This window comes from Phenylobacterium sp. Root700, assembly GCF_001429025.1.
Taxonomy (GTDB): domain Bacteria; phylum Pseudomonadota; class Alphaproteobacteria; order Caulobacterales; family Caulobacteraceae; genus Phenylobacterium.
In genome coordinates, this window is record NZ_LMHT01000011.1 from 376,658 (window position 1) to 395,350 (window position 18,693).

Here is an 18,693-nt window from a genome sequence, read left to right on the forward strand (position 1 = left end):
GCGAGAGCCGTGCCAGGGGCAAGGCGCGCCAGCTTAACGCTTGGCCGGGGCCTTCAGACCAGCGCCATAGATGGGCACGCCCGGCTTCACGTCGTCCTGGAACCTGTAGCGGTCAACGACGGCCCGCCCGGCGACCAGGACATAGGCGATGCCGGCCGATGGAGCCGTCGGGTTCTCGTAGGTCGCGCGATCCGCGATCTTGTCGGCGTCGAAGATCGTGATGTCCGCGATGGCCCCTTTCTGGATGCGCCCGCGCAGCTTCATGTCCGGAACATAGGCTTCAAGCCGCCGCGCCGGCATGAGGCTGACCTTCGCGATGGCCTGCATCAGCGGCACCGTCTGCTTCTCCCGGACGTAGCGGCTGAAGATCCGTGAAAAGGTCCCGGCGCCCCGCGGGTGGCCCTTGCCGTCGTGGTAGGCTTCTCCGTCGCTGGCGGCCATCACCAGGGGGTTCTCAAGGGCCAGGTCGACATTATCCAAGGTCATCACATGGGCGATGAGCGCCCCGTGCGGATCGCGCCGCTTCGCCGCTTCATAGGTCTCGGCCGTCAGGCGTTCCCCGGTGGCGACAAGCTCGAGGTCGTGGAAGCTGCTCCGGTAGGTCGCCATGCCCTCGGCCCCGGACCGGGGGTCATCAAGCGCGGTCATGGCGCCGGTGTAGGGATAGGCCTCCGTGGTGACGTCAAGGCTGGTCCGCTGGGCCTCCTTCACCTGGGTCAGGATATCGGCCGTGTCCCAAAGGCCGCTGCTGTTGACGTGGACGATATGGACGCTGGCGCCGGTGGACTTCGCGATGGCGATGACCTCGCGGGCGGCGGTGCTCGGGGTCACCTGGCCGACCGAGCGGATGTGGATGAAGTTCGGCGCCGAACGCTGCGCGGCCGCCGCGAAAAGCGCACTCAGTTCAGCGGTGTCCGCGCCGGGAGTGGTCGCCAAATGATACCCGACGCCGACGGCGCCGTCGTCGAGCTCCTTGCCCACCAGATCGATCATTCGTAGCCGCTCGGCGGCGTCGGACGGCGGGTTTTGCCAGTCCGCCTTGCCTTCGAGGAGTTTGATGTCCGCCTCGAGGTCGCCGGTGACGCGCCGTTCGTCCAACCCGGTCAGCGCGATGGCGCGGATCACCCCGTGCGAGGCCGACACCCCGAAGTTGATCGCCGAGACGCCGACCCGCGATGCGTACCAGGCGCGCACCGGGAAGGCGCCGTTCTCGAGCTCGAGGGCGGTGGTGACCCCGTCCTGGGCGTGCAGCCGGTGGGTGAGGGGGCTGTGGTCGTGGGCGTGAAGGTCGATGAAACCGGGGGCCACCACCAGGCCGCTGGCGTCGATGACGCTGCGGCCACGGATCGGCCGGCGCGTCACTCGGACGATCTTGCCTTGCGAGACGGCGACGTTGCGCAAGCCGTCCAGGCCGCTCTCGGGATCCATGACGCGGCCATGGAGGATCGCCAGGTCGTAGGTCTGCCCGACCGCGCCGCCTGCGATGGAGGTGCAGCCCAGCAGGGCGGAGATGAAAATGGCCCGGCCCCGCGCCGAGCGGCTGCGGCGCGGCGTCTCAATCTTCGCGAACTGCATCGTCGTCTCCAAAACGCCCTGCGCCTTGTCTGAGCGCGAGCTCCCTACCGGTCATGCTCCAACGCCGATCTCTCGGCGGCCCCCCTCAAACGGGGGGCTCCCACCACGCCAGGCGGGCGGCGGGAGGGGTGACGGGCCTCAGGCTCCAGGCCCCTCGATTGGACGGGGTTTCGCTGCGAGACACCAACAATAATGGGCCAAAGCCGCGCGGGGCTGCTGAATTTCGGAGACGTCGCATGGCGGCCATCATTGTCATCGGTGCGGGGATCACAGGCGTCACCACCGCCTATGCGCTGCTCCAGCGCGGTCACAGCGTCACCATCGTCGAGCGGCGTCGCTACCCGGGGATGGAGACGTCATACGCCAATGGCGGCCAACTCTCGGCCAGCAACGCCGAGGTTTGGAACAGCTGGAGCACGATCCTGAAGGGCCTGCGATGGATGTTGCGTCCTGACGCGCCTCTCCTGATGAACCCGCGGCCCGGCCTGCACAAATACTCCTGGCTCGCTGAGTTCTGCGGTCAGATCCGCAACTACAAGCAGAACACCCTGCAAACGACCCGGCTGGCGATCGCCTCGCGCGAACACCTCCTGGCCATGGCCCAGCGGGAGAACATCGCGTTCGATTTCGAGCCGCGTGGAATTCTGCACCTCTACTACGACAAGCCGTCATTCGAGCGGGCGGCGAGAGCCAACCGGTTGCTGGGCGAGGGTGGCCTCGAACGTCATGCCGTCACGAAGTCGGAACTGCTGGCCATCGAGCCGGCGCTGGACGCCGACGCCGGGTATCATGCGGGATTCTTCACTCCATCGGACAGCACCGGCGACATCCATAAGTTCACCCGTGGCCTGGCCGAGGCCTGCGTCAGGTTGGGCGGGGTCCTGCGGCTCGAGGCCGATGTCGGCCAGATGCACGCCGACGATCGCGGGGTGAGCGTGAGGGTGCGGGACGTGTCGGACCGCGGGGAAGGCGACGAGGTGCTGTCGGCGGACGGTGTGGTCATCTGCGCCGGCGTCGCCAGCCGCCGGCTGGCCAGGATGCTGGGCGACCGCGTCAACATCTATCCGGTGAAGGGGTACTCCATCACCGTCGGCCTGGGGGACGAAGCGGGGCGGCGCGCTGCGCCCACCGTCAGTCTGCTGGACGAAGACGCCAAGATCGTCACGAGCCGGCTTGGCCGCGACCGGTTCCGGGTCGCCGGGACCGCCGAATTCAATGGCGAGAACCGGGACATCCGGGCTGACCGCATCGCGCCGCTGGTGGCGTGGGCCGAACGGCTCTTTCCTGGAATGCCGACAGGCGAGGTGGTTCCGTGGGCCGGTCTGCGCCCCATGACCCCCAGCATGCTGCCGCGCGTCGGGCCAGGAGGCCGAAAGTCGGTGTTCTACAACACCGGCCACGGGCACCTTGGTTGGACGCTCTCGGCGGCCACCGCTCAACTCGCCGCGGAAGCGGTCGATCAACGCTTTGGACGACCAGGATGACTCACATGACGCTGGAACAGGCAAATCAGATCATCGGCGCGGCGATCCTCAAGGGGGGCGAACTTGGCCTTCGCCCCTTGAGCGTCGCGGTGCTCGACGCCGGGGGCCACCTGCTCGCCTTCCAACGGCAGGACGGCGCCTCGACGCTGCGGCCGCAGCTGGCGATCGGGAAGGCTTCAGGCGCGCTCGGTCTTGGAATCTCGTCGCGCGGCATCGCTGAGATGGCGGCTGAAAGACCTGGTTTCGTGGGGTCCCTGGGGCCGATAGCGCCCCATGGCATGGTCCCGGCCGCTGGAGGCCTGATCATCGTCGACGGCGAGCAGCGGCCGATCGGCGCGGTCGGCGTCACCGGCGACAGTTCCGACAATGACGAAGCGTGCGCCGCCGCCGCGATCTCGGCGGTCGGGCTGATGGCCCAGCGCGCCTGACGCCCGCGGCGACGACGGCCTGGCGGAACACGGGATGGCGGCTTGCGGTTACCTCCATAGTGGCCGCCCGCGGCCCGTGGGACGGCCTGATCAAGAGGAGAAACCTCATGGCGGCCCACGTTTCGGCCCATCATCTGATCACGGCCAGTCGCGTGAAGGGGAGCTCGGTCTTCAACCAAGCCGGTGAACGGATAGGTCATGTCGAGGATCTGTCGATCCACAAGGCTTCGGGACAGGTAGTCTACGCGCTGATGTCGTTCGGCGGGTTCCTGGGGATCGGCGAGCGCCTGCATCCGCTCCCGTGGTCGATGCTGGAATACGACCTTGGCAAGGATGGCTACGTCGTCGCGCTTGAAAAATCGCAACTCGAAGCCGCGCCCTCCCTGGACCGGCAGGATCTTGAGGAGCTCGGGGCCGGCGATTCCTGGCGCACCAAGTTGTTCGACTACTACGGTCGCTACGGGGCCGTGCCGTACATCTGACGCCTATCTCGGCCACCGTCCGGGCGCCGGCTCTAAGCTTCGGCCGCGTCGGCGGGGCCCGGTTTATCTCCCGGGAACCGCTGATTGGGCAGGGCTGTTGATCTTGGTGGGCGCTGGGCGGCTTGAGGAGGATGCTCCATGAAGGTCATGCCAGTGATCATCGTCGGATGCGGACTGCTGGCGGCGGCCTGCGGGACCACGACGACGCAACGGGCTGCGACCGGCGGCCTCGCCGGCGCCGCGATTGGCGCGGCGGTCGACAGCTCCCTGACCGGCGCGTTGGTCGGCGGCGCAGCGGGCGCGGCGATCGGCGCGGCGACAACGCCCCGCTTCGACAACGTCAATCGGCGGCAGTATTTCGATGAGCGCGCCGGCCGGTACTATTTCTATGATCCGAGCGCCAGGCGGTACTACTGGGAAGACGGCAGTCCCAGGTACTGAACGCGCCGCCGGGGCCGGGGAATCGACAACGCCTCCGATCCTGGGAGATCGGAGGCGTCAGCATTCCGCCATCGGCGGAACGGGCGACCCGCCGAGCGCGAGACGCCAAGGCCAGGCGACCGATAGGCCGCCTGGATTACTCGAACATTCAGGCTTGTTAAGCATGACAGTGGGGAATTCGCGGAGTGAACTCGCCTGCGTGAGGATAGTTCCCGTCTCGCCGCGCCGGCTCTCCGACAGAGGGGCGTTTCGGTGTGATACGCCCCCACTGAACTCGAAACTGAGGGCTGCTCCATACTCGCTATTGCGAGCTATTTGCAATGATGCGTTGAGCTGCGCGACGCCCAGGAGTTTGGAACCATGGCGGGCGTGCAGTGATTTCCTCCTGCGACGACGCAAAGGAGGTTCCAATGTCCGACGTATCAGCGCCCACCAGCGACGAAGTCATCGCCCTGGAGAAATCCTACTGGGACGCCATGAAGGCCAAGGACGGCCGCAGAACCGCTAAGCTATCGGGACAAACCAGCCTGGTGACAGGCGCCCGAGGCGTGATGAGCATCGCCAAGGACAAGATGGGGAAGATGACCGAGGATGGCGGTTGGGCGCTTCATTCGTACGAGTTCGACGACGTCGAGGTCGCGACGCCTGCACCCAATGTGGCGATCATCGCCTATACGGTGCGTCAGAGCGTGACGATGAACGGAAAGTCGTCGGAGTTGCGCGCGGCCGATAGCTCCACATGGGTCAGAGGGCCGAGCGGTTGGGAATGCCATGCCCACAGCGAGACCTTCCTCGATGAGAAGAAGGCCGCATAGCTCCAACTGGGCCGGGGCGACCGAAGATGGAGAGCAGGTCGCACGTGCGACTTGAGCCAAGTCGCACGTAGCGCGGAATGTTCTTGCGAACATCCGAGACCACCATTGATTTCACTGAGGAAATTGGTGGGTGCAGTAGGATTCGAACCTACGACCCGCTGATTAAGAGAAGTATTCGTGAAGTGCGAGAAAGTAACCGTGAGTGCGAAATCATACTACTAAGCCTTTGTAGTCCTTGCGGATGGGGGCCTCATGCGCAAGAACGGTGTCTAGTAGCGCGCGATTGGTGGTTTGAGACTTTGACGTTCTAAAACCGTTCTAGCCGTGCCGTTCTAATGGACATTGCTTCAAGGTTCAGACATGGGCGATCTTCGTCTTCCCCTCACCGACAAGAACGTGGCAGGCCTGCCCCTTGCGCCCGGTGAGCAGTACCTCGCGCGCGATGCCGAGCTAGGCGGGTTCTTTCTCCTGGTCGGCGGGCGCGCCAAGAGCTTCATGATCCAGGCCGATCTCCGGAAGGGCGGCGTCCGACGGTCGATCCGCATGAAGGTGGGAGATGCCGAAGATGTCTCCTGCCGTGACGCACGGGCTCGCGCCAAGGAGCTGCTCGGTCAGATCGCCCGGGGGCACGATCCACGGCCGGAGAAGTCCGGCGCCACCTCGGCGCGTCCCAAGGGCGTTCCGACCTTGCGGGAGGCCTGGGCTCGGTTCCGCGCAGGTCACTTGGTGCGCAAGGCGCGCAGCCCGGCGACGCTCCGGCATTACGGTGACCATGTGGAGCGCCTTCTGGTCGACTGGCTCGACCTGCCTCTTTCGGTGCTTGGCGAGGAGCCCCGGCTGGTGGCGGACCGGCATGACGCCATCAGCCGTGAGAACGGTCCGGCCATCGCCAACGGCGCCATGCGTAGCTTCCGCGCCATCTACAACCACGCGCGGAAGACCGCGCCGCAGCTGCCGCACCAGAACCCCGCCTTTGCAGTCGACTGGAATCCGGAGAAGCGGCGCGACACGGCCCTCGGGGTGGCCGATCTGCCGGCTTGGTTCGAGCAACTGGCCATGATCGACAATCCAGTGCGGCGTGAGTTTCACCTCATGTCACTGCTCTCCGGCTGCCGGCCGGATGCACTGAAGCATGTCCGGCTCCAGGACCTGGACCTGCGGACAAGATCACTGCGCATCCCGAGGCCCAAGGGCGGGGAGGCGCGGGCGTTTGACATCCCCCTGTCGCGCGCCATGCTGCAGACGGTCTTCAGACTGCGGCGTCTGGCGCCGATCCTCTATCCCCTGGGCGCGGAGATCTGGCTGTTTCCCAGCGATGCGCCCAGCGGCCATCTGGAGGAGCACAAGGAGAAGCGGGTCGTGCTCTCGAAGTGGGGCAACGATTTGCGCCAGAGCTATCGAACTCTTGGCCAAGCTGCGGGCCTTTCCGAGGTCGATATGCACCTGCTGATGAACCATGCGCTTCCTGGCGTAAATGCCGGCTACATCACCCGCGCCAAGCTCATGGGTGACCACCTGCGGGCCCAGCAGGACAAGCTGTCGAGCTTTATCATCGGCACGGTTGTCGGCCGTGGTCGGCGGCCCAGTCCGGCTCTGTCGCGCTGGCTCAACAGCACCAGCCGCATGCAGCTGGAGGACCTGCTCTTGGCGTCGCCCGACGAGGCGCGGGCGTTGCGGGGGCCACGTTCTGCGCTTCGCAAGTTGGAGATTCAGGCCGCGCGTTGCCAGGTCCAGGGGCTCGATGAGCGGATGTTGGACGCGCCTTCGCGTCGCGCGGCGCGCGCGGCATGAGATTTAGGCGGACCTGGGGCGGCCACTTCATTTGACGAGTCTAGCGGCAACCTTTGCGTTTCACTTCTCGACGCGATCCCCCAGCGCGCGGATCTGATCCAGAGCGCACTGCGCTGAAATTCCCTGCGCAGCGAATATTGACATTTTCTCGAATATTCGCCACATTGGCCATATTCACTGGACACAAAATTAATGCGATCGCTCGAACATTGGAGTTACCACGCGCTGATATCGGCGTTCACCGACGCCTTGGAAGGGGTTGCGGCCGTGGTCGAGCGGGTTGAAAGGGAGCCCCATGGCCGCAGTCACGCGGCCGACGCGATTGTCGATGTGGAGATCGGTGATCGCCGACTTCGGCTCATTGTCGAAGTCAAACGCACGGCCTATCCACGGGATGCGCGCGAGGCCGCCTATCAGCTCACCCGATATCGGTCCGAAGCACATTTCGGACACGACATGGTTTCCGTCCTGATCGCTGAGTCTATTTCGACTGGCGGGCGTGAAATCCTACGCGAGGAGGGCATCGGCTATTTCGACATCGGCGGGAGTCTGTTCCTCAAGGCGTCCGGCGTCTTCATCCTGATTGATAAGCCGGTAGGCAAGAGCGCCGAAAAGGCGCTGGCCTCTGTCTTTACGGGGCGACGGTCGCAGGCGCTGCAGGCGGTCTGGGCGATGGAAGGCCAAGCATTTGGCGTCAATGAGATCGCCAAACGGGCTCGCGTCTCGGCGGCCACAGCTTCGGAGACTCTGACCGCGCTCGACAGGCACGATTGGGTGAGTTCCCTAGGGTCCGGGCCCGCGAAATCTCGACGGCTCGTCAATCCCAGGGGCTTGCTTGACGCCTGGTCCGAGCACCAGCGTACCGCTAAGAGCGCGCCGATCCGTCGGTACTTCGTGCCGGGCGTGGACGTGGCGAGTCTGATCGGCCGCCTTGACGAGGCCTGTCGCGCCGAACACTGCCTATACGCGATAACGGGAGAGGCGGCGGCGCAGGTCTACACGCCCTATCTGTCGAACGTTTCGCAGCTCGTCTGCCGCATGCAGGCCGGGCCGCAGGCCGCCGCCGTGTTGGAGCGACTTGGGGCTCGAACCGTTCGGGAAGGGTGGAACCTCGGCGTCATTGAGACCGATAGCGGTTTCGCTCTTACTGAAGCTATCGAGGGCGCGTGCTTCTCGAGTCCGCTGCAGACCTATCTTGATCTCCTCCAGAGCCCAGGCCGGGCGCGGGAACTCGCCGATCATCTTCGGGCCCAACGTCTGGAGCGCCCGTGAGCAAACCGAAATTCGCTAACCTGTTCGACAAGCAGGTCGGTCCGGACGCCGAGCGCGTCCTCGTGACCCTGCTGCGTAATTTAGGCCCTTGGCGCAAATCCATCGTCCTCGTCGGGGGGCTCGCCCCCGCCTATCTCGTGAGGCGTCGCGAACCCGAGGTTCCCGTGCACGCTGGCACGGGTGACTTGGATGTGGTCGTGGACCTGAAGATGCTCACGGAGACGGAAGCTTACTGGAAGTTCGAAGAAAACCTGGAAGACATGGGGTTCAAGCGCTTCCAGAACCCTGACGGCAAGTGGGTCAACTGGCGTTGGACGATAACGCTCGATGGTGGGCGGATGCTGATCCTGGAGTTTCTCGCCGACCATCCTGATCCCGATGGCGCCAAGGTTCTTTCTCTGCCGACCGAGGGAAAGGTCTCCGCCGCCCACATTCCCTATGCCTCCATGGTGTTTGATCTGCACGACAAGATTGAGGTGACAGCCGAACTGATCGGCGGCGGAGGCCGGGCGACTGAGACGATCGCCTATGCCAACATCGTTAGCTTCACCTGCCTCAAGGCCTTTGCCTTCGACCATCGCGGCGAGCGCAAGGACGCCCATGATCTCGTTTACTGCCTCGAGCATATCGAAGGCGGCGTCGAAGCGGCGATTCTCGAGTTCATCGAGGCCCTGAACGGCGTCCACGGCGACACCATCCTCATGGCGTTGGCGCTCCTACGTTCTCGCTTCGCGCCGACGATGGAGGACGGCCATCTTTTCGACGGACCCGTGGCGGTCGCTCTGTTCGAGTTGGGTGACGCCGACGCGGACCGGGACGCACGGCTATTGCGCCAACGCGGCGTCAACGCCGTCATTGAACGGCTTCTGGATGGATTGTCCGGCGCTATGGAGAAGACGGGGGCGGGATAAAACCTGCTCCCGTAAATCAGCCCGCGGTCTCCCAGTGGCGAATGCCGGTCTCATGGTCGCTTGGCTTGCCGCCTATCTGGTCATTCCCATTGCTGTGGGAACGGTGTCGCTCGTCGTTGGGCTGCGGCTAGGAGCCTACGATGGAAATTCCATCGACAGGGTCAGGCAGGGCCGCAGCCCCTCCCCGGGGTGTGACAGGACCTGATCAACTGAATGGGTGGCGGCGGTGCCAATCAGTGACCGACTGATAACTCCAACCCGCACGGAAGAGCAGATCCTCGCGAAAGTGATCCGCCACGAACTGGAATCCGACAGGGGTCCCGTTTTCGTTCATGCCACCCGGCAGGGTGATCGTGGGATTGCCTGTGATGTCGAACGGCATGGTGAAGCTGAACATTGCCGAGGCTAGCTCGCCGTCGGTGGCGACAGCTTTCATCTTCTCCGCTGTGGGGGTGATCACGCCCGTTGCAGGGATCAGCAACAGGTCGATCGTCTGGAATATCCCGCGTAAGCGCCCTGTGAAGTCCGCCCGGCGCAGCAACAGTCTCTGATAGTCCATCGCCGACTGCGCTCGCCCTAGATCCAGCAGGCCGGCAAGTGCTCGGCCATAGGCTTGGCGCTGCGATGGGAAGGTGTCTTCGTGAGCGACGGCGGCTTCTACGCTGCAGAGTGGTGTCCAATCAGCGACTATTTCTGTTGGGTCGGGGAAGCGGACTTCCTGGACGATGGCGCCCTGAGCCTCGCAGACTTCGATCACGCTGCGGATGACGGCCTGGTTCGGTGCATCGACACCGTCGATCACCCACCCCCTATCGATACCGATGCGAAGGCCGCTGATGCCGGCCGCCATTTCGTTGAGATAGTCGGGTACGGGTAGGTGAACCGCTGTGGCGTCCTTGGGGTCTGGACCAGCAATCGCGGCGAGTATCGCGGCGGCGTCCGCCGCCGAACGAGCCATCGGTCCGATGTGGTCGAGAGATGCCGCTAGCTCGAAAGCGCCGAACCGGCTCACCCGCCCCCAGGTGGGCTTCAAGCCGGTCAGCCCGTTGGCGGCGGATGGGAAGCGAATGGAGCCGCCTGTGTCGGTTCCAATCGAACCGAAGCACATCCCTGCTGCTGTGGCCACGCCCGAGCCGCTTGATGACACGCCCGACCAGATGGAGGCGTTCCAAGGGTTTACGGGAGGGCGGATCTCGGGGTGGTGATCGCCGAAGGCGCCCTCGGTCTGCTGTAGTTTTCCGAGAATGATCGCGCCCGCTTCGCGTAGACGGCGGACCACAGTAGCGTCCTCGCCCGCCATGAAGGCCTTATTGAGCGGCATGCCATGGGTTGTTGGCGCATCTACAGTCCATAGGAGATCCTTCACCGCGACAGGAACGCCGTGGAGAGGGCCGCGAATCTTGCCGGACGCGATCTCTGCATCGGCCGCCGCGGCGTCGGAGAGGGCGCGTTCGGCCAGAACGGTCACATACGCATGGAGCTGGGGGTCGATGTCCGCGATGCGTTGAAGGAGGGCCTTTGTGACCTCGACCGAAGACGTCCGCCCAGACTGGATCAGGCTGCTGACTTCAAGCAATTCGAGGTTATGTAAGCCTGTTTCTGACATCGACCTTTGCCTCTACGAAGAAGGGGCGACCATGAGCGGTCGCCCCTATCATGATTGAACTTAGCCGGAGCAACCGACCAAAACTTGCCGGAAAGGGTTGGTTGCTTGGCCCACAGACTCATCGCGCGGGGAAGGTCGCAACCAGTCGGTCGCGGTTGTTTTTATGGGCGGCTTGGATCTATTCAGCGGACAAGTTCTTCGGTGCTCACCACCGCGCCATGCGCAAAGGCGATCGCCGCCATGTTCGCGGCATGGACCTGCGCCGCCGGCACCGCCTGCCCATTGAATTCGAGATCCATCGTGGCGCACGCGTCGTGCACCACAGTCGTCTTGTACCCGAGGTCAGACGCGGCCCGGCTGGTTGCGGCCACGCACATGTGACTCATGGCGCCCACAATGACCACTTCTTGAGCGTCTTGCGCTTTCAAGATCTGCTCCAAGTCCGTCTCGCGGAAGGCGTTGGGATAGTTCTTAACGATGACGCGCTCGCCGGTGGCCGGCGCGACGTCGGAAATGATCTGGACGCCCTCAGAACCGGGCGTGAAAACAGGAGCGTTTGCAGCAGGCGTCTCATGACGGATGTGCACGATCAGATCACCGCTCCCGCGAGCAGCAGCGATCACCTTGGCTGCGTTCTGGACGGCTTGGCCAATGCCGACGAGCGGCAGCTTGCCGGAGGAAAGGTACTCGTTCTGCAGGTCGACAACGACCACTGCGCGCTTGCTCATCTGATGGACCTCAAGGCTTGAGAAGTCGTCTTGGTTAGCGCGATCAATGCTCCTACATCAGTGGCGCTACTGACATTTTTCGGGGCAAGAACGACATGGCTGGCCAACCTCCTGAAATCGGTCTGGTGATCTATCCCGGTGTACAGATGGCTGCCGTGCTCGGGATGACGGATCTGCTGCAGGTTGCTGTTGATCTTGCCCGCCAGGATGGGCGTGAGCCTACTTTGCGGGTGAGCCACTGGAGCAGGTCGGGGGCCAAACAGGCGCTGCGGCGCGAATTCGACACTGCTGACGGCGCCTCGGGAGACGCCACTGTGCTTCTCCTGCCGCCTGCGCTCGGCAAGCCGATGGAGCGCCAATGTGCCGCTGAGTATGCCCCTTGGCTGAAGCAACAATACGACAACGGCGTCATTCTGGGCTCTGTCTGCGCCGGTGCGTTCATGCTTGGAGAAACCGGGCTGCTGAATGGGCGTACGGTCACCACGCACTGGAGCTTCGAACCGCAGTTTCGGAGCCGCTTTCCGGCCGCCCGGCTCGACACCGATCGGCTGATCATCGATGACGGAGACATCATCACAGCAGGCGGCGTCATGGCCTGGATCGACGTGGCGCTGAAGTTGGTCGATCGCTTTCTCGGCCCTAAGGTCATGCTCGAGACCGCCCGAGTGCTTTTGGTGGACCCGCCAGGCCGCGAGCAGAGCTACTACAGTTCGTTCTCGCCAATTCTGTCTCACGGTGATGCGCGAGTTCTGAAGGTCCAGCACTGGCTGCAGGCTACGGCCGCCCGTGAGGCGGATCTGAAGACGCTGGCTGCCGAAGCCGGCCTTGAGCCGCGCACCTTTCTTCGCCGATTCCAAAAAGCGACCGGCTACACCACGACGGAGTATGTGCAGCGGCTGAAGGTCGGCAAAGCGCGCGAGCTGCTTCAGTTCGCCAATCTCTCTGCGGACTCCATCGCATGGGAGGTCGGTTACTCCGACCCGGGCGCATTTCGGAAGGTCTTCACGAAACTCGTCGGCCTGACGCCTGGGCAGTACCGCCGCCGGTTTCGCGTCGACGCCAAGGCTGTAGAGACCGCCTAGCGACTGCGAGTTGGTCCGAAGGCGACCTCCCCCAATTCCGACGCAGCATAGCCGTCGATGGCCCGAACGGGGGAGGGCCTTTTAGACATCGAGATCTAGAGCGCTAGAATTTGGCTCCTATAGAGATCCCATACGTTCTCGGTGTGCCGAGCTGGTTGTAATCGAAGCCCCAGTTGTTGAGCAGATCGATGCGCGACGTGAAGTACTTCTCATTCGCGGCGTTCTTGATCCACGCCGAGGCGTTCCAGCGACCATCCGTTGTCTCATAGCTGATGTGTCCCGACAGCAGCGCGTAGCCGTCCTGCCTGAGCCTCGGAATGTTGATCACTTCGAAGTACTGGCTCGATTGATAGGCCACTTCCGGGTGTAGCGAGAGCTTGCCATTCTCGTTTTCGAAGATGGTGAGGTCGAGCCCCAGATTGGCCGAGACTTCTGGCGCATTGGACAGCTTGTTGCCGCTGACATCGACGCCGCTGACCGTACCTTCTCGGATTTCGGTCGATAGCAGGCCCAGGCCGGCGCGCAGGCTGAAGCTCTCGTTCACGTATGCCGACAGTTCCGCCTCGCCGCCATAGATGCGAGACTTCGGGATGTTGAGTAGCTGTTGGCGCGCGGTGGCCGCGTCGATGTTCAGAAACTGCTGATTGCGATAGTCGTAGTAGAAGGCGGCCATGTTCAGCGTCACTCGGCGATCGGCGAACTGCGTCTTCGCACCCACCTCGTACGAAGTGACCTTCTCGGCCTTGGCTACAGTGATTTCGCTGGGGTCGAAGAAAGCCTGTGCGTTGAAGCTCGGCGCACGATAGCCGGTGCTGATGGTCGCGTAGACCATCTTGTTCGACGACAGCTTATAGTCGACCCCGATCTTGCCCGACAGGTTTTTGGCCGAGTACTCAAGGTTCGTCGGCGGGATGAGGTTCGTGATCAGGACGCCGTCGGCGCCATAGGCGTCGGACTGGTAGTCGGCCTGCTCGCCTTCGTCGCGGGTGTAGCGCAGTCCGCCGCGAAGCGTCAGGTTCTCATCGAGCTCATACTTCACGTCGGTGTAAAGTGCGTAGCTTTTCTTGGTTTGATAGAACTGGTTCGTGAGCTGGCAAGCTGCGACAAAACCACTGTCGACGCAGTCGTTGTAATCGATGGCGCCGTCACCGTTGACGTCGAGCTCGTTCATCATTTTCAGGACGTTGTTGTTGAACACCTTCTCACGATTGAAATAGGCCCCGAGGATAAAGTCGAACGGACCGCCGGTGTCGCTGGTCAGGCGCAGATCCTGAGCGAACTGACTGGCCCGATCGCCGTAGGTGATTTCCAGCTCACTGGTCGCTTTCCCGTCGGTGTCCTCTACGAAGTGAAGCGTTCCTTTGTCCCAGGAGGTGATGCTCGTCAAAGTCAGGGTGTCGGAAACGTCGACGTCGGCGTGGAGCGCAAGGGACCAAGTCCGCGCCCGGCGGCGATCGGGAATGTTCGAGGCGACTTCCCAAGTGTCGAGCCCGGGCCGATTGGTCGCTTCCGGGGTCGCGTAGATCCCGTAGTTCTGCGGGTTTTGGAGGCTTGTCGACCCAACAAGCTTCAGGTGGACGCCGTCGGCCGGCTCGTAGTTGAGGGTCGCGCGCACGCCGTATTCGCGAACTTCGTTGAGGTCCCGGATGCCAGGGGTCACGCTCTCGAACCAGCCGTCCGCGCGGCTATAGGTGCCGGCTAACCGCAGAGCGGCGTCCTCCCCTAGCGGCAGGTTGACGGCGCCGTTCAGATCGACGCGGTTGTAGTTGCCATACCCCGCACTAACGTAGCCGCTGGTCTCGCCCAGCTTGGCGTCGCGGCTGATGAGATTGACTGCGCCGCCAGTCGTGTTCTTGCCATAGAGCGTCCCCTGGGGGCCCCGCAGCACTTCAACACGCTCGAGGTCGTACATCGCCACGCCGAGCAAGGCGAAGTTGCCCTTGTAGACCTCGTCATAATAGGTCGCGACCGGGCTCGCCTGGCTGAGCGAGTAGTCCGACATCGAGACGCCGCGAACCGCGAAGATCGGGGTGTTGGCACCCACAGTCGAGCTCAGCTGGAGGTTGGGAATCCTGCTGACCAGCGCATCGACGCTGTCGATGCGGGACTTGGCCAGTGAATCGCCAGTGATCGCGGAGACAGAGATCGGGACCGACTGGAGGTTTTCCGAGCGCTTGGCCGCCGTGACGATCACCTCCTCGACGAAAGCGCCGCCTGCCTCGGGCGACGTCTGCGCTCCTGCAGACGTCGCGTAGAGCATGGCGGCCAGAGCCGCATTGGAAAGCAAGAATTTACGAGTATTCGACCGATTATACATTAGTCCCCCTTATGTGTCGGTGGTCATTTTTGGTTGTGCTTGGCAGCGGACAACTCCTCGATTGCGGCAACCAAGGCGTCGCGAGCAGGCATTCGCTCTAATCGAAAGGGGCGTTTTCGTAGTCTGCCGACTTCCGATGCTGTGTAGGGTGTGAAGTCACGCGGCACGTTTGCGCCGTCGAACTGAAAGAGCGTCCAGTTCAGAAGTTCGGCGAGCCGGTCATCTTTGAGGTCTGTTGAAGCGACGCCGGGGACGCGAACAAGAAATTCGCGACCGCCAGGCACGGAAAGAAAGCGCGCGACCTCGTTCTTCAGTGGCGGCGTGTTTGTGGTGTTCCCCATCCCGTCCGGCTGGTGGCACCCCTGGCACTTGAGCATGTAGTCGATGCGCGCCCGGGCCGGATTGGCGACGCCAGGCTCCTGCCCAGCGGCCGAGCTGGCCGTGATCGCCAGGGCGGCGCCCGCCAGGGACAGGATGCGCTTCGCCAACCTCATTTTGCGCCGCTGAGGTACGCATGGAGTTTTGCGACGGCGGCGCCATTGAGATCGGCGGACGATGCCCGATGCTTGGCGACCTCAACCTCGGTGAAGAGGCGGAACGCCGGGCCGGTCGTTGCGATCGAGGCGCCGACATGGTTCAGAACCGCCGCGACTGAGGCGTCGTTCAGGCCCGACTGAGCGGGCATAAAACCGCGATACGGTTTGCCCTCGACGGTCAGGGGCCCGGCCACGCCGCGGGTCACCACCGCCACCAGATAACGACGCCCATCTGGCTTGGCGGCCATCTGTCGAAAATCGAGACTCAGCGGTGGGTAGGCGCCCGGAACGCCTTTACCTGTGGCGGTGTGACAGGCCGCGCACCGGTTGTAGATAGCCGCGCCGTCTACCGATTGCGCGGCCGCCGAGCAGGCGGACGCCGTTAGGACGGCCGCGCTCGCTGCTAGGAACAAGGCGCGCATCGTCATGGCTCGATCGCCACGCCGATGATCGCGGCCGCCGAGCAGTGATAGATGCTGCTCTCGGTGCCCAGACACCAATTGTAGTCGTTGTTCGACTGGGGTCGGACCTGAGGTCGATCGCCTTCGCTGCGGTGGCAGGAACACTGACCGCAGGACGACGTGCCGCAACAGTCGTTGTAGCTGATCACATAGGCTCGCCCGTCGGAGGGATTGGTGCAGGTGCCGATCCAGGTGATCGGCGACATCTCAGTTCCCGGGGGGCAGGTGCTCACCGACCCGCCGCAGCATGAGCACAAGAAGCCGTCGATCGCGCAGTACCGCCAGTAGTCGCAGCTGGTGGGATCGCCCGGATCCTCGGCGACCCGTGCGGCGCGTTTAGGTTCGGCCGCGGCGGCCCGGGACACCGGCAGCGCCGGAACCGCCACAGCGCCGGCCAAGGCCGCGCCCAACCAGGCGAGTGAACTGCGCCGCGATGTTGTCCGCGCCAGGTGGCGGGAGAAGCCTTCCGTGAGTTTATCGAGACCAGACATGGTCATGCCGCCCCATTTCGTTTGGCTAGAAATTCCTGGAGCGAGGCGACGCCGCGCTCCTTCGCCTCGAAGAGGCTTTCGAGATGCTCGCGGCTGTTGATCAGGCCGAGCGAGGCGACCTTGCCACCCTCGTCGAGCAGAACCCCGTAGGGGAGCTTGGAGACGCCGAAGGCCCGCCCTAGGGCCTCGGACAGGAGTAGAGGAAGGCGCCCGAGGCCATGTTCAACGGCCAGCCTGCGGTAAGCAGCGGCATCCCCATCGCCGGCCAGCACGACGTCGAGCCAGTCGCGTTCGGCCTCGGCCGACGAGCGCAGAACCGGCAGCAGGCTCTTGCAGACCGGACAGTCGGGTGAGGCGAAGAAGACCAGCTGACTGCGACCTGAACGCTTGCCGCCGACTACGACCGTTTCGCCGTCGATCGCCTTCAGTTCCAACGGCGTCGGCGTGTCGCCGACTCGAACATTTTGGTGGAGGGTGAGGGCGCCGGCGGGGGCGATGCGTTCGTGGAGAACGCCGACCTGCCGTGCCAGCGCGGCGATGAGCACCGCCTGGATCACGACAGCGGCCCACAGCAATACCTGTGAGGTCAGGATCATTGTCCGGTCCTTGCGAAGACTTTGATGGAGGCGAGCTCGCCAACGGCGAACCACAGGGCGAGGAAGCCTGCGACAGCGAAGAGCGTGTCGATCGACCACGTTCCGATAGGCGCGGCGGCGACAGCGAGCGCGAGGGCGGCCAGTGCGGCCGGACGAAGGATCGCAATCTTGTCGACCGGCTTGGGACGTTCGGCGAAATAGCACCCACAGTCGATGACCGCGCCGTGACGAGCGGCGAGCGCAAGGCTGTAAGCGCCCCAGACGGCGGCGCCGGCTAGGGCGCCGCCGACGCGCACCTGCGGCATCAGCAGAGCTATGGCCGCCAACGCCTCGACTGAGCCGGCGATCGCCAGGAGCAGCTCGCCCCAGCCCGGCTTCACGCCGGCCAGTTTAGCTGTCGCAGGGCCGAGCCTGCGCCAGTCGATCACCTTGTGCGCCGCCGAGGACGCCAGGATCGCGGCCAGGAAGATCGTGACGGAAAGCATCACGAGCCCGGCGTCAGGACGGTCGGGTTGGAGGCGATCCTGCTGCCCAGGCTGTGGACCAGCTTGCCGGTTGCGGCATCGAGCACGTCGATCGGTCCGTCCATCCTGGCCGCGACAAGGTGGGGGGTCGGCTCACGGGTCAGGACGATGGATGTCGCCCCATTGGGTAGAGAGATACGCGAGAGACGTTCGCCGCTGGCGGGGTCGATCACCCAGACTTCGGATCCGCCATCCTTGTGGCTCCCCTCCTTGCCTGCGGGGTTCATCAGCACATAGAGCCGGCCCTTGGCGTCGGAGGCGATGACCTGCCACCCGGCTGGGCGCCACTCTGGCGCACCGCCCTCGGCGGCGCCGACGCTGAGATTCACGTCGAGGGGCTTGGCGACCTGACCCGAGAGGTCGAACGCCTTGAGCTGGCCGTGATAGGTCACGAACCAGGCCGTTTTGCCGATCATCGCCGGCATCTGGAACATCGGCTGCTTGTCGATGTCCTGGACGCCCTCGATTGTCTTAGACGAGGCCACGGCGCCCTTGTCGTCCAGCGTGATGCTGATCATCGAGCCGTCAGCGCAGAAGCTCGAAAAGCCTCGCTCCCCCGTCGGATAGATATGCGAGCAGCCGGGCAGGTCGATCTCGTTCAGCACCTTGCGCGCGTCGAGATCGACCACGGTGATCGACTGCGTCGGCGTGAAGTTGGCCACGAGCGCCCATCTGTCGCTGTTTGTGAGCTGGAACAGGCCCGAATAGGTGACCGACTGCTGTCGCTTGCCGCCCGGCAGGATGATCTCGCCCTTGGGGCGCAGCGTCGCGGTATCCCAAATGGTGATCGCGTCCGTCCGCTCACCGCGGGTCAGGCGCGGGTAGAAGGTCTCGGCTGTGAGGATCTCCCGCCGCGACGGGGAGTAGAGCGAGCTGGCGAACTGGGCCGCCCGGACCATCCCCTTCAGGGGCCGGGACTTGTCCGCGGTGTCGGCGATCACCATCCGGCCGTCGAGGATCGAGGCGGTGTGAAGATCGTGAACTAGGATCCAGCTCGGTGGATACGACGCCGGCAAGGTGACGACGCTGGGGATCGCCTCCTCCGGTAGCGGCTGCGATGCCGTCTGTGCTGCGCATGGCGCCGACAGCATCAGTGCGAGCGCCGTTGTTGCTAGTCGCATGGTCCCCCTCATCGCCAAATTCGTGACGTTGT

At 64.0% G+C, this 18,693-nt stretch carries 19 protein-coding genes; 9 read left to right on the forward strand and 10 right to left on the reverse strand.

Annotated elements, in window-relative coordinates:
• Positions 1-33 precede the first annotated feature (33 nt).
• Positions 34-1,575: an amidohydrolase family protein gene (locus tag ASE02_RS07285; RefSeq protein ID WP_056732640.1), complete on the reverse strand. Its 1,542-nt coding sequence runs from the start codon at positions 1,573-1,575 to the stop codon at positions 34-36.
• A gap of 236 nt (positions 1,576-1,811) precedes the next feature.
• Here ASE02_RS07285 and ASE02_RS07290 point away from each other — a divergent pair, with 236 nt between their 5' ends.
• From ASE02_RS07290 to ASE02_RS07325, 8 genes are all read left to right on the forward strand, one after another.
• Positions 1,812-3,059, forward strand: a complete 1,248-nt coding sequence (locus tag ASE02_RS07290) for a D-amino acid dehydrogenase (protein ID WP_056732642.1) — start codon at positions 1,812-1,814, stop codon at positions 3,057-3,059.
• 5 nt (positions 3,060-3,064) lie between these two features.
• Positions 3,065-3,487 (forward strand): heme-binding protein, encoded by a 423-nt coding sequence (locus tag ASE02_RS07295; protein WP_200957625.1) that lies wholly within the window; start codon positions 3,065-3,067, stop codon positions 3,485-3,487.
• A 107-nt stretch (positions 3,488-3,594) separates the two neighbouring features.
• Positions 3,595-3,969, forward strand: a complete 375-nt coding sequence (locus ASE02_RS07300) for a PRC-barrel domain-containing protein (protein WP_056732645.1) — start codon at positions 3,595-3,597, stop codon at positions 3,967-3,969.
• A 138-nt stretch (positions 3,970-4,107) separates the two neighbouring features.
• Positions 4,108-4,410: a hypothetical protein gene (locus tag ASE02_RS07305; protein ID WP_056732648.1), complete on the forward strand. Its 303-nt coding sequence runs from the start codon at positions 4,108-4,110 to the stop codon at positions 4,408-4,410.
• 410 nt (positions 4,411-4,820) lie between these two features.
• On the forward strand, positions 4,821-5,225 hold the full coding sequence (locus tag ASE02_RS07310) for a nuclear transport factor 2 family protein (RefSeq protein ID WP_056732650.1): 405 nt from the start codon (positions 4,821-4,823) through the stop codon (positions 5,223-5,225).
• A gap of 360 nt (positions 5,226-5,585) precedes the next feature.
• Entirely contained in the window at positions 5,586-7,016 is a 1,431-nt protein-coding gene (locus ASE02_RS07315) for an integrase family protein (protein WP_082601913.1), read from the forward strand.
• Positions 7,017-7,208: 192 nt separating this feature from the next.
• Positions 7,209-8,288, forward strand: a complete 1,080-nt coding sequence (locus ASE02_RS07320; protein WP_056732652.1) for a hypothetical protein — start codon at positions 7,209-7,211, stop codon at positions 8,286-8,288.
• A complete protein-coding gene (locus tag ASE02_RS07325) occupies positions 8,285-9,199 on the forward strand; it encodes a hypothetical protein (RefSeq protein ID WP_056732654.1) in 915 nt (304 codons plus the stop codon). The genes ASE02_RS07320 and ASE02_RS07325 overlap by 4 nt, the downstream gene beginning before the upstream one ends.
• 205 nt (positions 9,200-9,404) lie before the next feature.
• Here ASE02_RS07325 and ASE02_RS07330 read toward each other — a convergent pair whose 3' ends face one another.
• Together ASE02_RS07330 and ASE02_RS07335 are read right to left on the reverse strand one after the other, a co-directional pair.
• A complete protein-coding gene (locus ASE02_RS07330; RefSeq protein ID WP_056732656.1) occupies positions 9,405-10,805 on the reverse strand; it encodes an amidase in 1,401 nt (466 codons plus the stop codon).
• A gap of 182 nt (positions 10,806-10,987) precedes the next feature.
• Positions 10,988-11,533 carry a cysteine hydrolase family protein gene (locus ASE02_RS07335; RefSeq protein ID WP_056732658.1) on the reverse strand — a complete coding sequence of 182 codons (546 nt, stop codon included), beginning with the start codon at positions 11,531-11,533 and terminating at the stop codon, positions 10,988-10,990.
• Between the two features lie 95 nt (positions 11,534-11,628).
• Here ASE02_RS07335 and ASE02_RS07340 point away from each other — a divergent pair, with 95 nt between their 5' ends.
• Positions 11,629-12,615, forward strand: a complete 987-nt coding sequence (locus ASE02_RS07340) for a GlxA family transcriptional regulator (RefSeq protein ID WP_162257146.1) — start codon at positions 11,629-11,631, stop codon at positions 12,613-12,615.
• Between the two features lie 103 nt (positions 12,616-12,718).
• Here the strand turns inward: ASE02_RS07340 and ASE02_RS07345 are convergent, their stop codons facing one another.
• From ASE02_RS07345 to ASE02_RS07375, 7 genes are all read right to left on the reverse strand, one after another.
• Positions 12,719-14,875, reverse strand: coding sequence for a TonB-dependent receptor (locus ASE02_RS07345; protein WP_235536632.1), 2,157 nt, complete (start codon positions 14,873-14,875; stop codon positions 12,719-12,721).
• 80 nt (positions 14,876-14,955) lie between these two features.
• Positions 14,956-15,426, reverse strand: coding sequence for a hypothetical protein (locus tag ASE02_RS07350; RefSeq protein ID WP_056732665.1), 471 nt, complete (start codon positions 15,424-15,426; stop codon positions 14,956-14,958).
• A complete protein-coding gene (locus ASE02_RS07355; RefSeq protein WP_056732667.1) occupies positions 15,423-15,896 on the reverse strand; it encodes a cytochrome c in 474 nt (157 codons plus the stop codon). Before ASE02_RS07355 ends, ASE02_RS07350 begins: the two co-directional genes overlap by 4 nt.
• Positions 15,893-16,420 carry a methylamine dehydrogenase light chain gene (locus ASE02_RS07360; RefSeq protein ID WP_056732669.1) on the reverse strand — a complete coding sequence of 176 codons (528 nt, stop codon included), beginning with the start codon at positions 16,418-16,420 and terminating at the stop codon, positions 15,893-15,895. Before ASE02_RS07360 ends, ASE02_RS07355 begins: the two co-directional genes overlap by 4 nt.
• Positions 16,421-16,422: 2 nt before the next feature.
• Entirely contained in the window at positions 16,423-17,016 is a 594-nt protein-coding gene (locus ASE02_RS07365; protein ID WP_056732671.1) for a methylamine dehydrogenase, read from the reverse strand.
• Positions 17,013-17,501, reverse strand: coding sequence for a MauE/DoxX family redox-associated membrane protein (locus tag ASE02_RS07370; RefSeq protein ID WP_056732672.1), 489 nt, complete (start codon positions 17,499-17,501; stop codon positions 17,013-17,015). Before ASE02_RS07370 ends, ASE02_RS07365 begins: the two co-directional genes overlap by 4 nt.
• A complete protein-coding gene (locus tag ASE02_RS07375) occupies positions 17,501-18,661 on the reverse strand; it encodes an amine dehydrogenase large subunit (protein ID WP_056732673.1) in 1,161 nt (386 codons plus the stop codon). Before ASE02_RS07375 ends, ASE02_RS07370 begins: the two co-directional genes overlap by 1 nt.
• Positions 18,662-18,693: the final 32 nt, after the last annotated feature.

Excerpts from the sequence above, each read along its gene's own strand:
- ASE02_RS07305 (WP_056732648.1), top strand. The coding sequence starts at position 4,108 with ATGAAGGTCATGCCAGTGATCATCGTCGGATGCGGACTGCTGGCGGCG.
- ASE02_RS07375 (WP_056732673.1), bottom strand. The coding sequence starts at position 18,661 with ATGCGACTAGCAACAACGGCGCTCGCACTGATGCTGTCGGCGCCATGC.
- ASE02_RS07290 (WP_056732642.1), top strand. The coding sequence starts at position 1,812 with ATGGCGGCCATCATTGTCATCGGTGCGGGGATCACAGGCGTCACCACC.
- ASE02_RS07295 (WP_200957625.1), top strand. The coding sequence starts at position 3,065 with ATGACGCTGGAACAGGCAAATCAGATCATCGGCGCGGCGATCCTCAAG.
- ASE02_RS07365 (WP_056732671.1), bottom strand. The coding sequence starts at position 17,016 with ATGATCCTGACCTCACAGGTATTGCTGTGGGCCGCTGTCGTGATCCAG.
- ASE02_RS07330 (WP_056732656.1), bottom strand. The coding sequence starts at position 10,805 with ATGTCAGAAACAGGCTTACATAACCTCGAATTGCTTGAAGTCAGCAGC.
- ASE02_RS07350 (WP_056732665.1), bottom strand. The coding sequence starts at position 15,426 with ATGAGGTTGGCGAAGCGCATCCTGTCCCTGGCGGGCGCCGCCCTGGCG.
- ASE02_RS07370 (WP_056732672.1), bottom strand. The coding sequence starts at position 17,501 with ATGCTTTCCGTCACGATCTTCCTGGCCGCGATCCTGGCGTCCTCGGCG.
- ASE02_RS07345 (WP_235536632.1), bottom strand. The coding sequence starts at position 14,875 with ATGCTCTACGCGACGTCTGCAGGAGCGCAGACGTCGCCCGAGGCAGGC.
- ASE02_RS07360 (WP_056732669.1), bottom strand. The coding sequence starts at position 16,420 with ATGTCTGGTCTCGATAAACTCACGGAAGGCTTCTCCCGCCACCTGGCG.
- ASE02_RS07300 (WP_056732645.1), top strand. The coding sequence starts at position 3,595 with ATGGCGGCCCACGTTTCGGCCCATCATCTGATCACGGCCAGTCGCGTG.
- ASE02_RS07340 (WP_162257146.1), top strand. The coding sequence starts at position 11,629 with ATGGCTGGCCAACCTCCTGAAATCGGTCTGGTGATCTATCCCGGTGTA.
- ASE02_RS07320 (WP_056732652.1), top strand. The coding sequence starts at position 7,209 with ATGCGATCGCTCGAACATTGGAGTTACCACGCGCTGATATCGGCGTTC.
- ASE02_RS07315 (WP_082601913.1), top strand. The coding sequence starts at position 5,586 with ATGGGCGATCTTCGTCTTCCCCTCACCGACAAGAACGTGGCAGGCCTG.
- ASE02_RS07335 (WP_056732658.1), bottom strand. The coding sequence starts at position 11,533 with ATGAGCAAGCGCGCAGTGGTCGTTGTCGACCTGCAGAACGAGTACCTT.
- ASE02_RS07310 (WP_056732650.1), top strand. The coding sequence starts at position 4,821 with ATGTCCGACGTATCAGCGCCCACCAGCGACGAAGTCATCGCCCTGGAG.
- ASE02_RS07285 (WP_056732640.1), bottom strand. The coding sequence starts at position 1,575 with ATGCAGTTCGCGAAGATTGAGACGCCGCGCCGCAGCCGCTCGGCGCGG.
- ASE02_RS07355 (WP_056732667.1), bottom strand. The coding sequence starts at position 15,896 with ATGACGATGCGCGCCTTGTTCCTAGCAGCGAGCGCGGCCGTCCTAACG.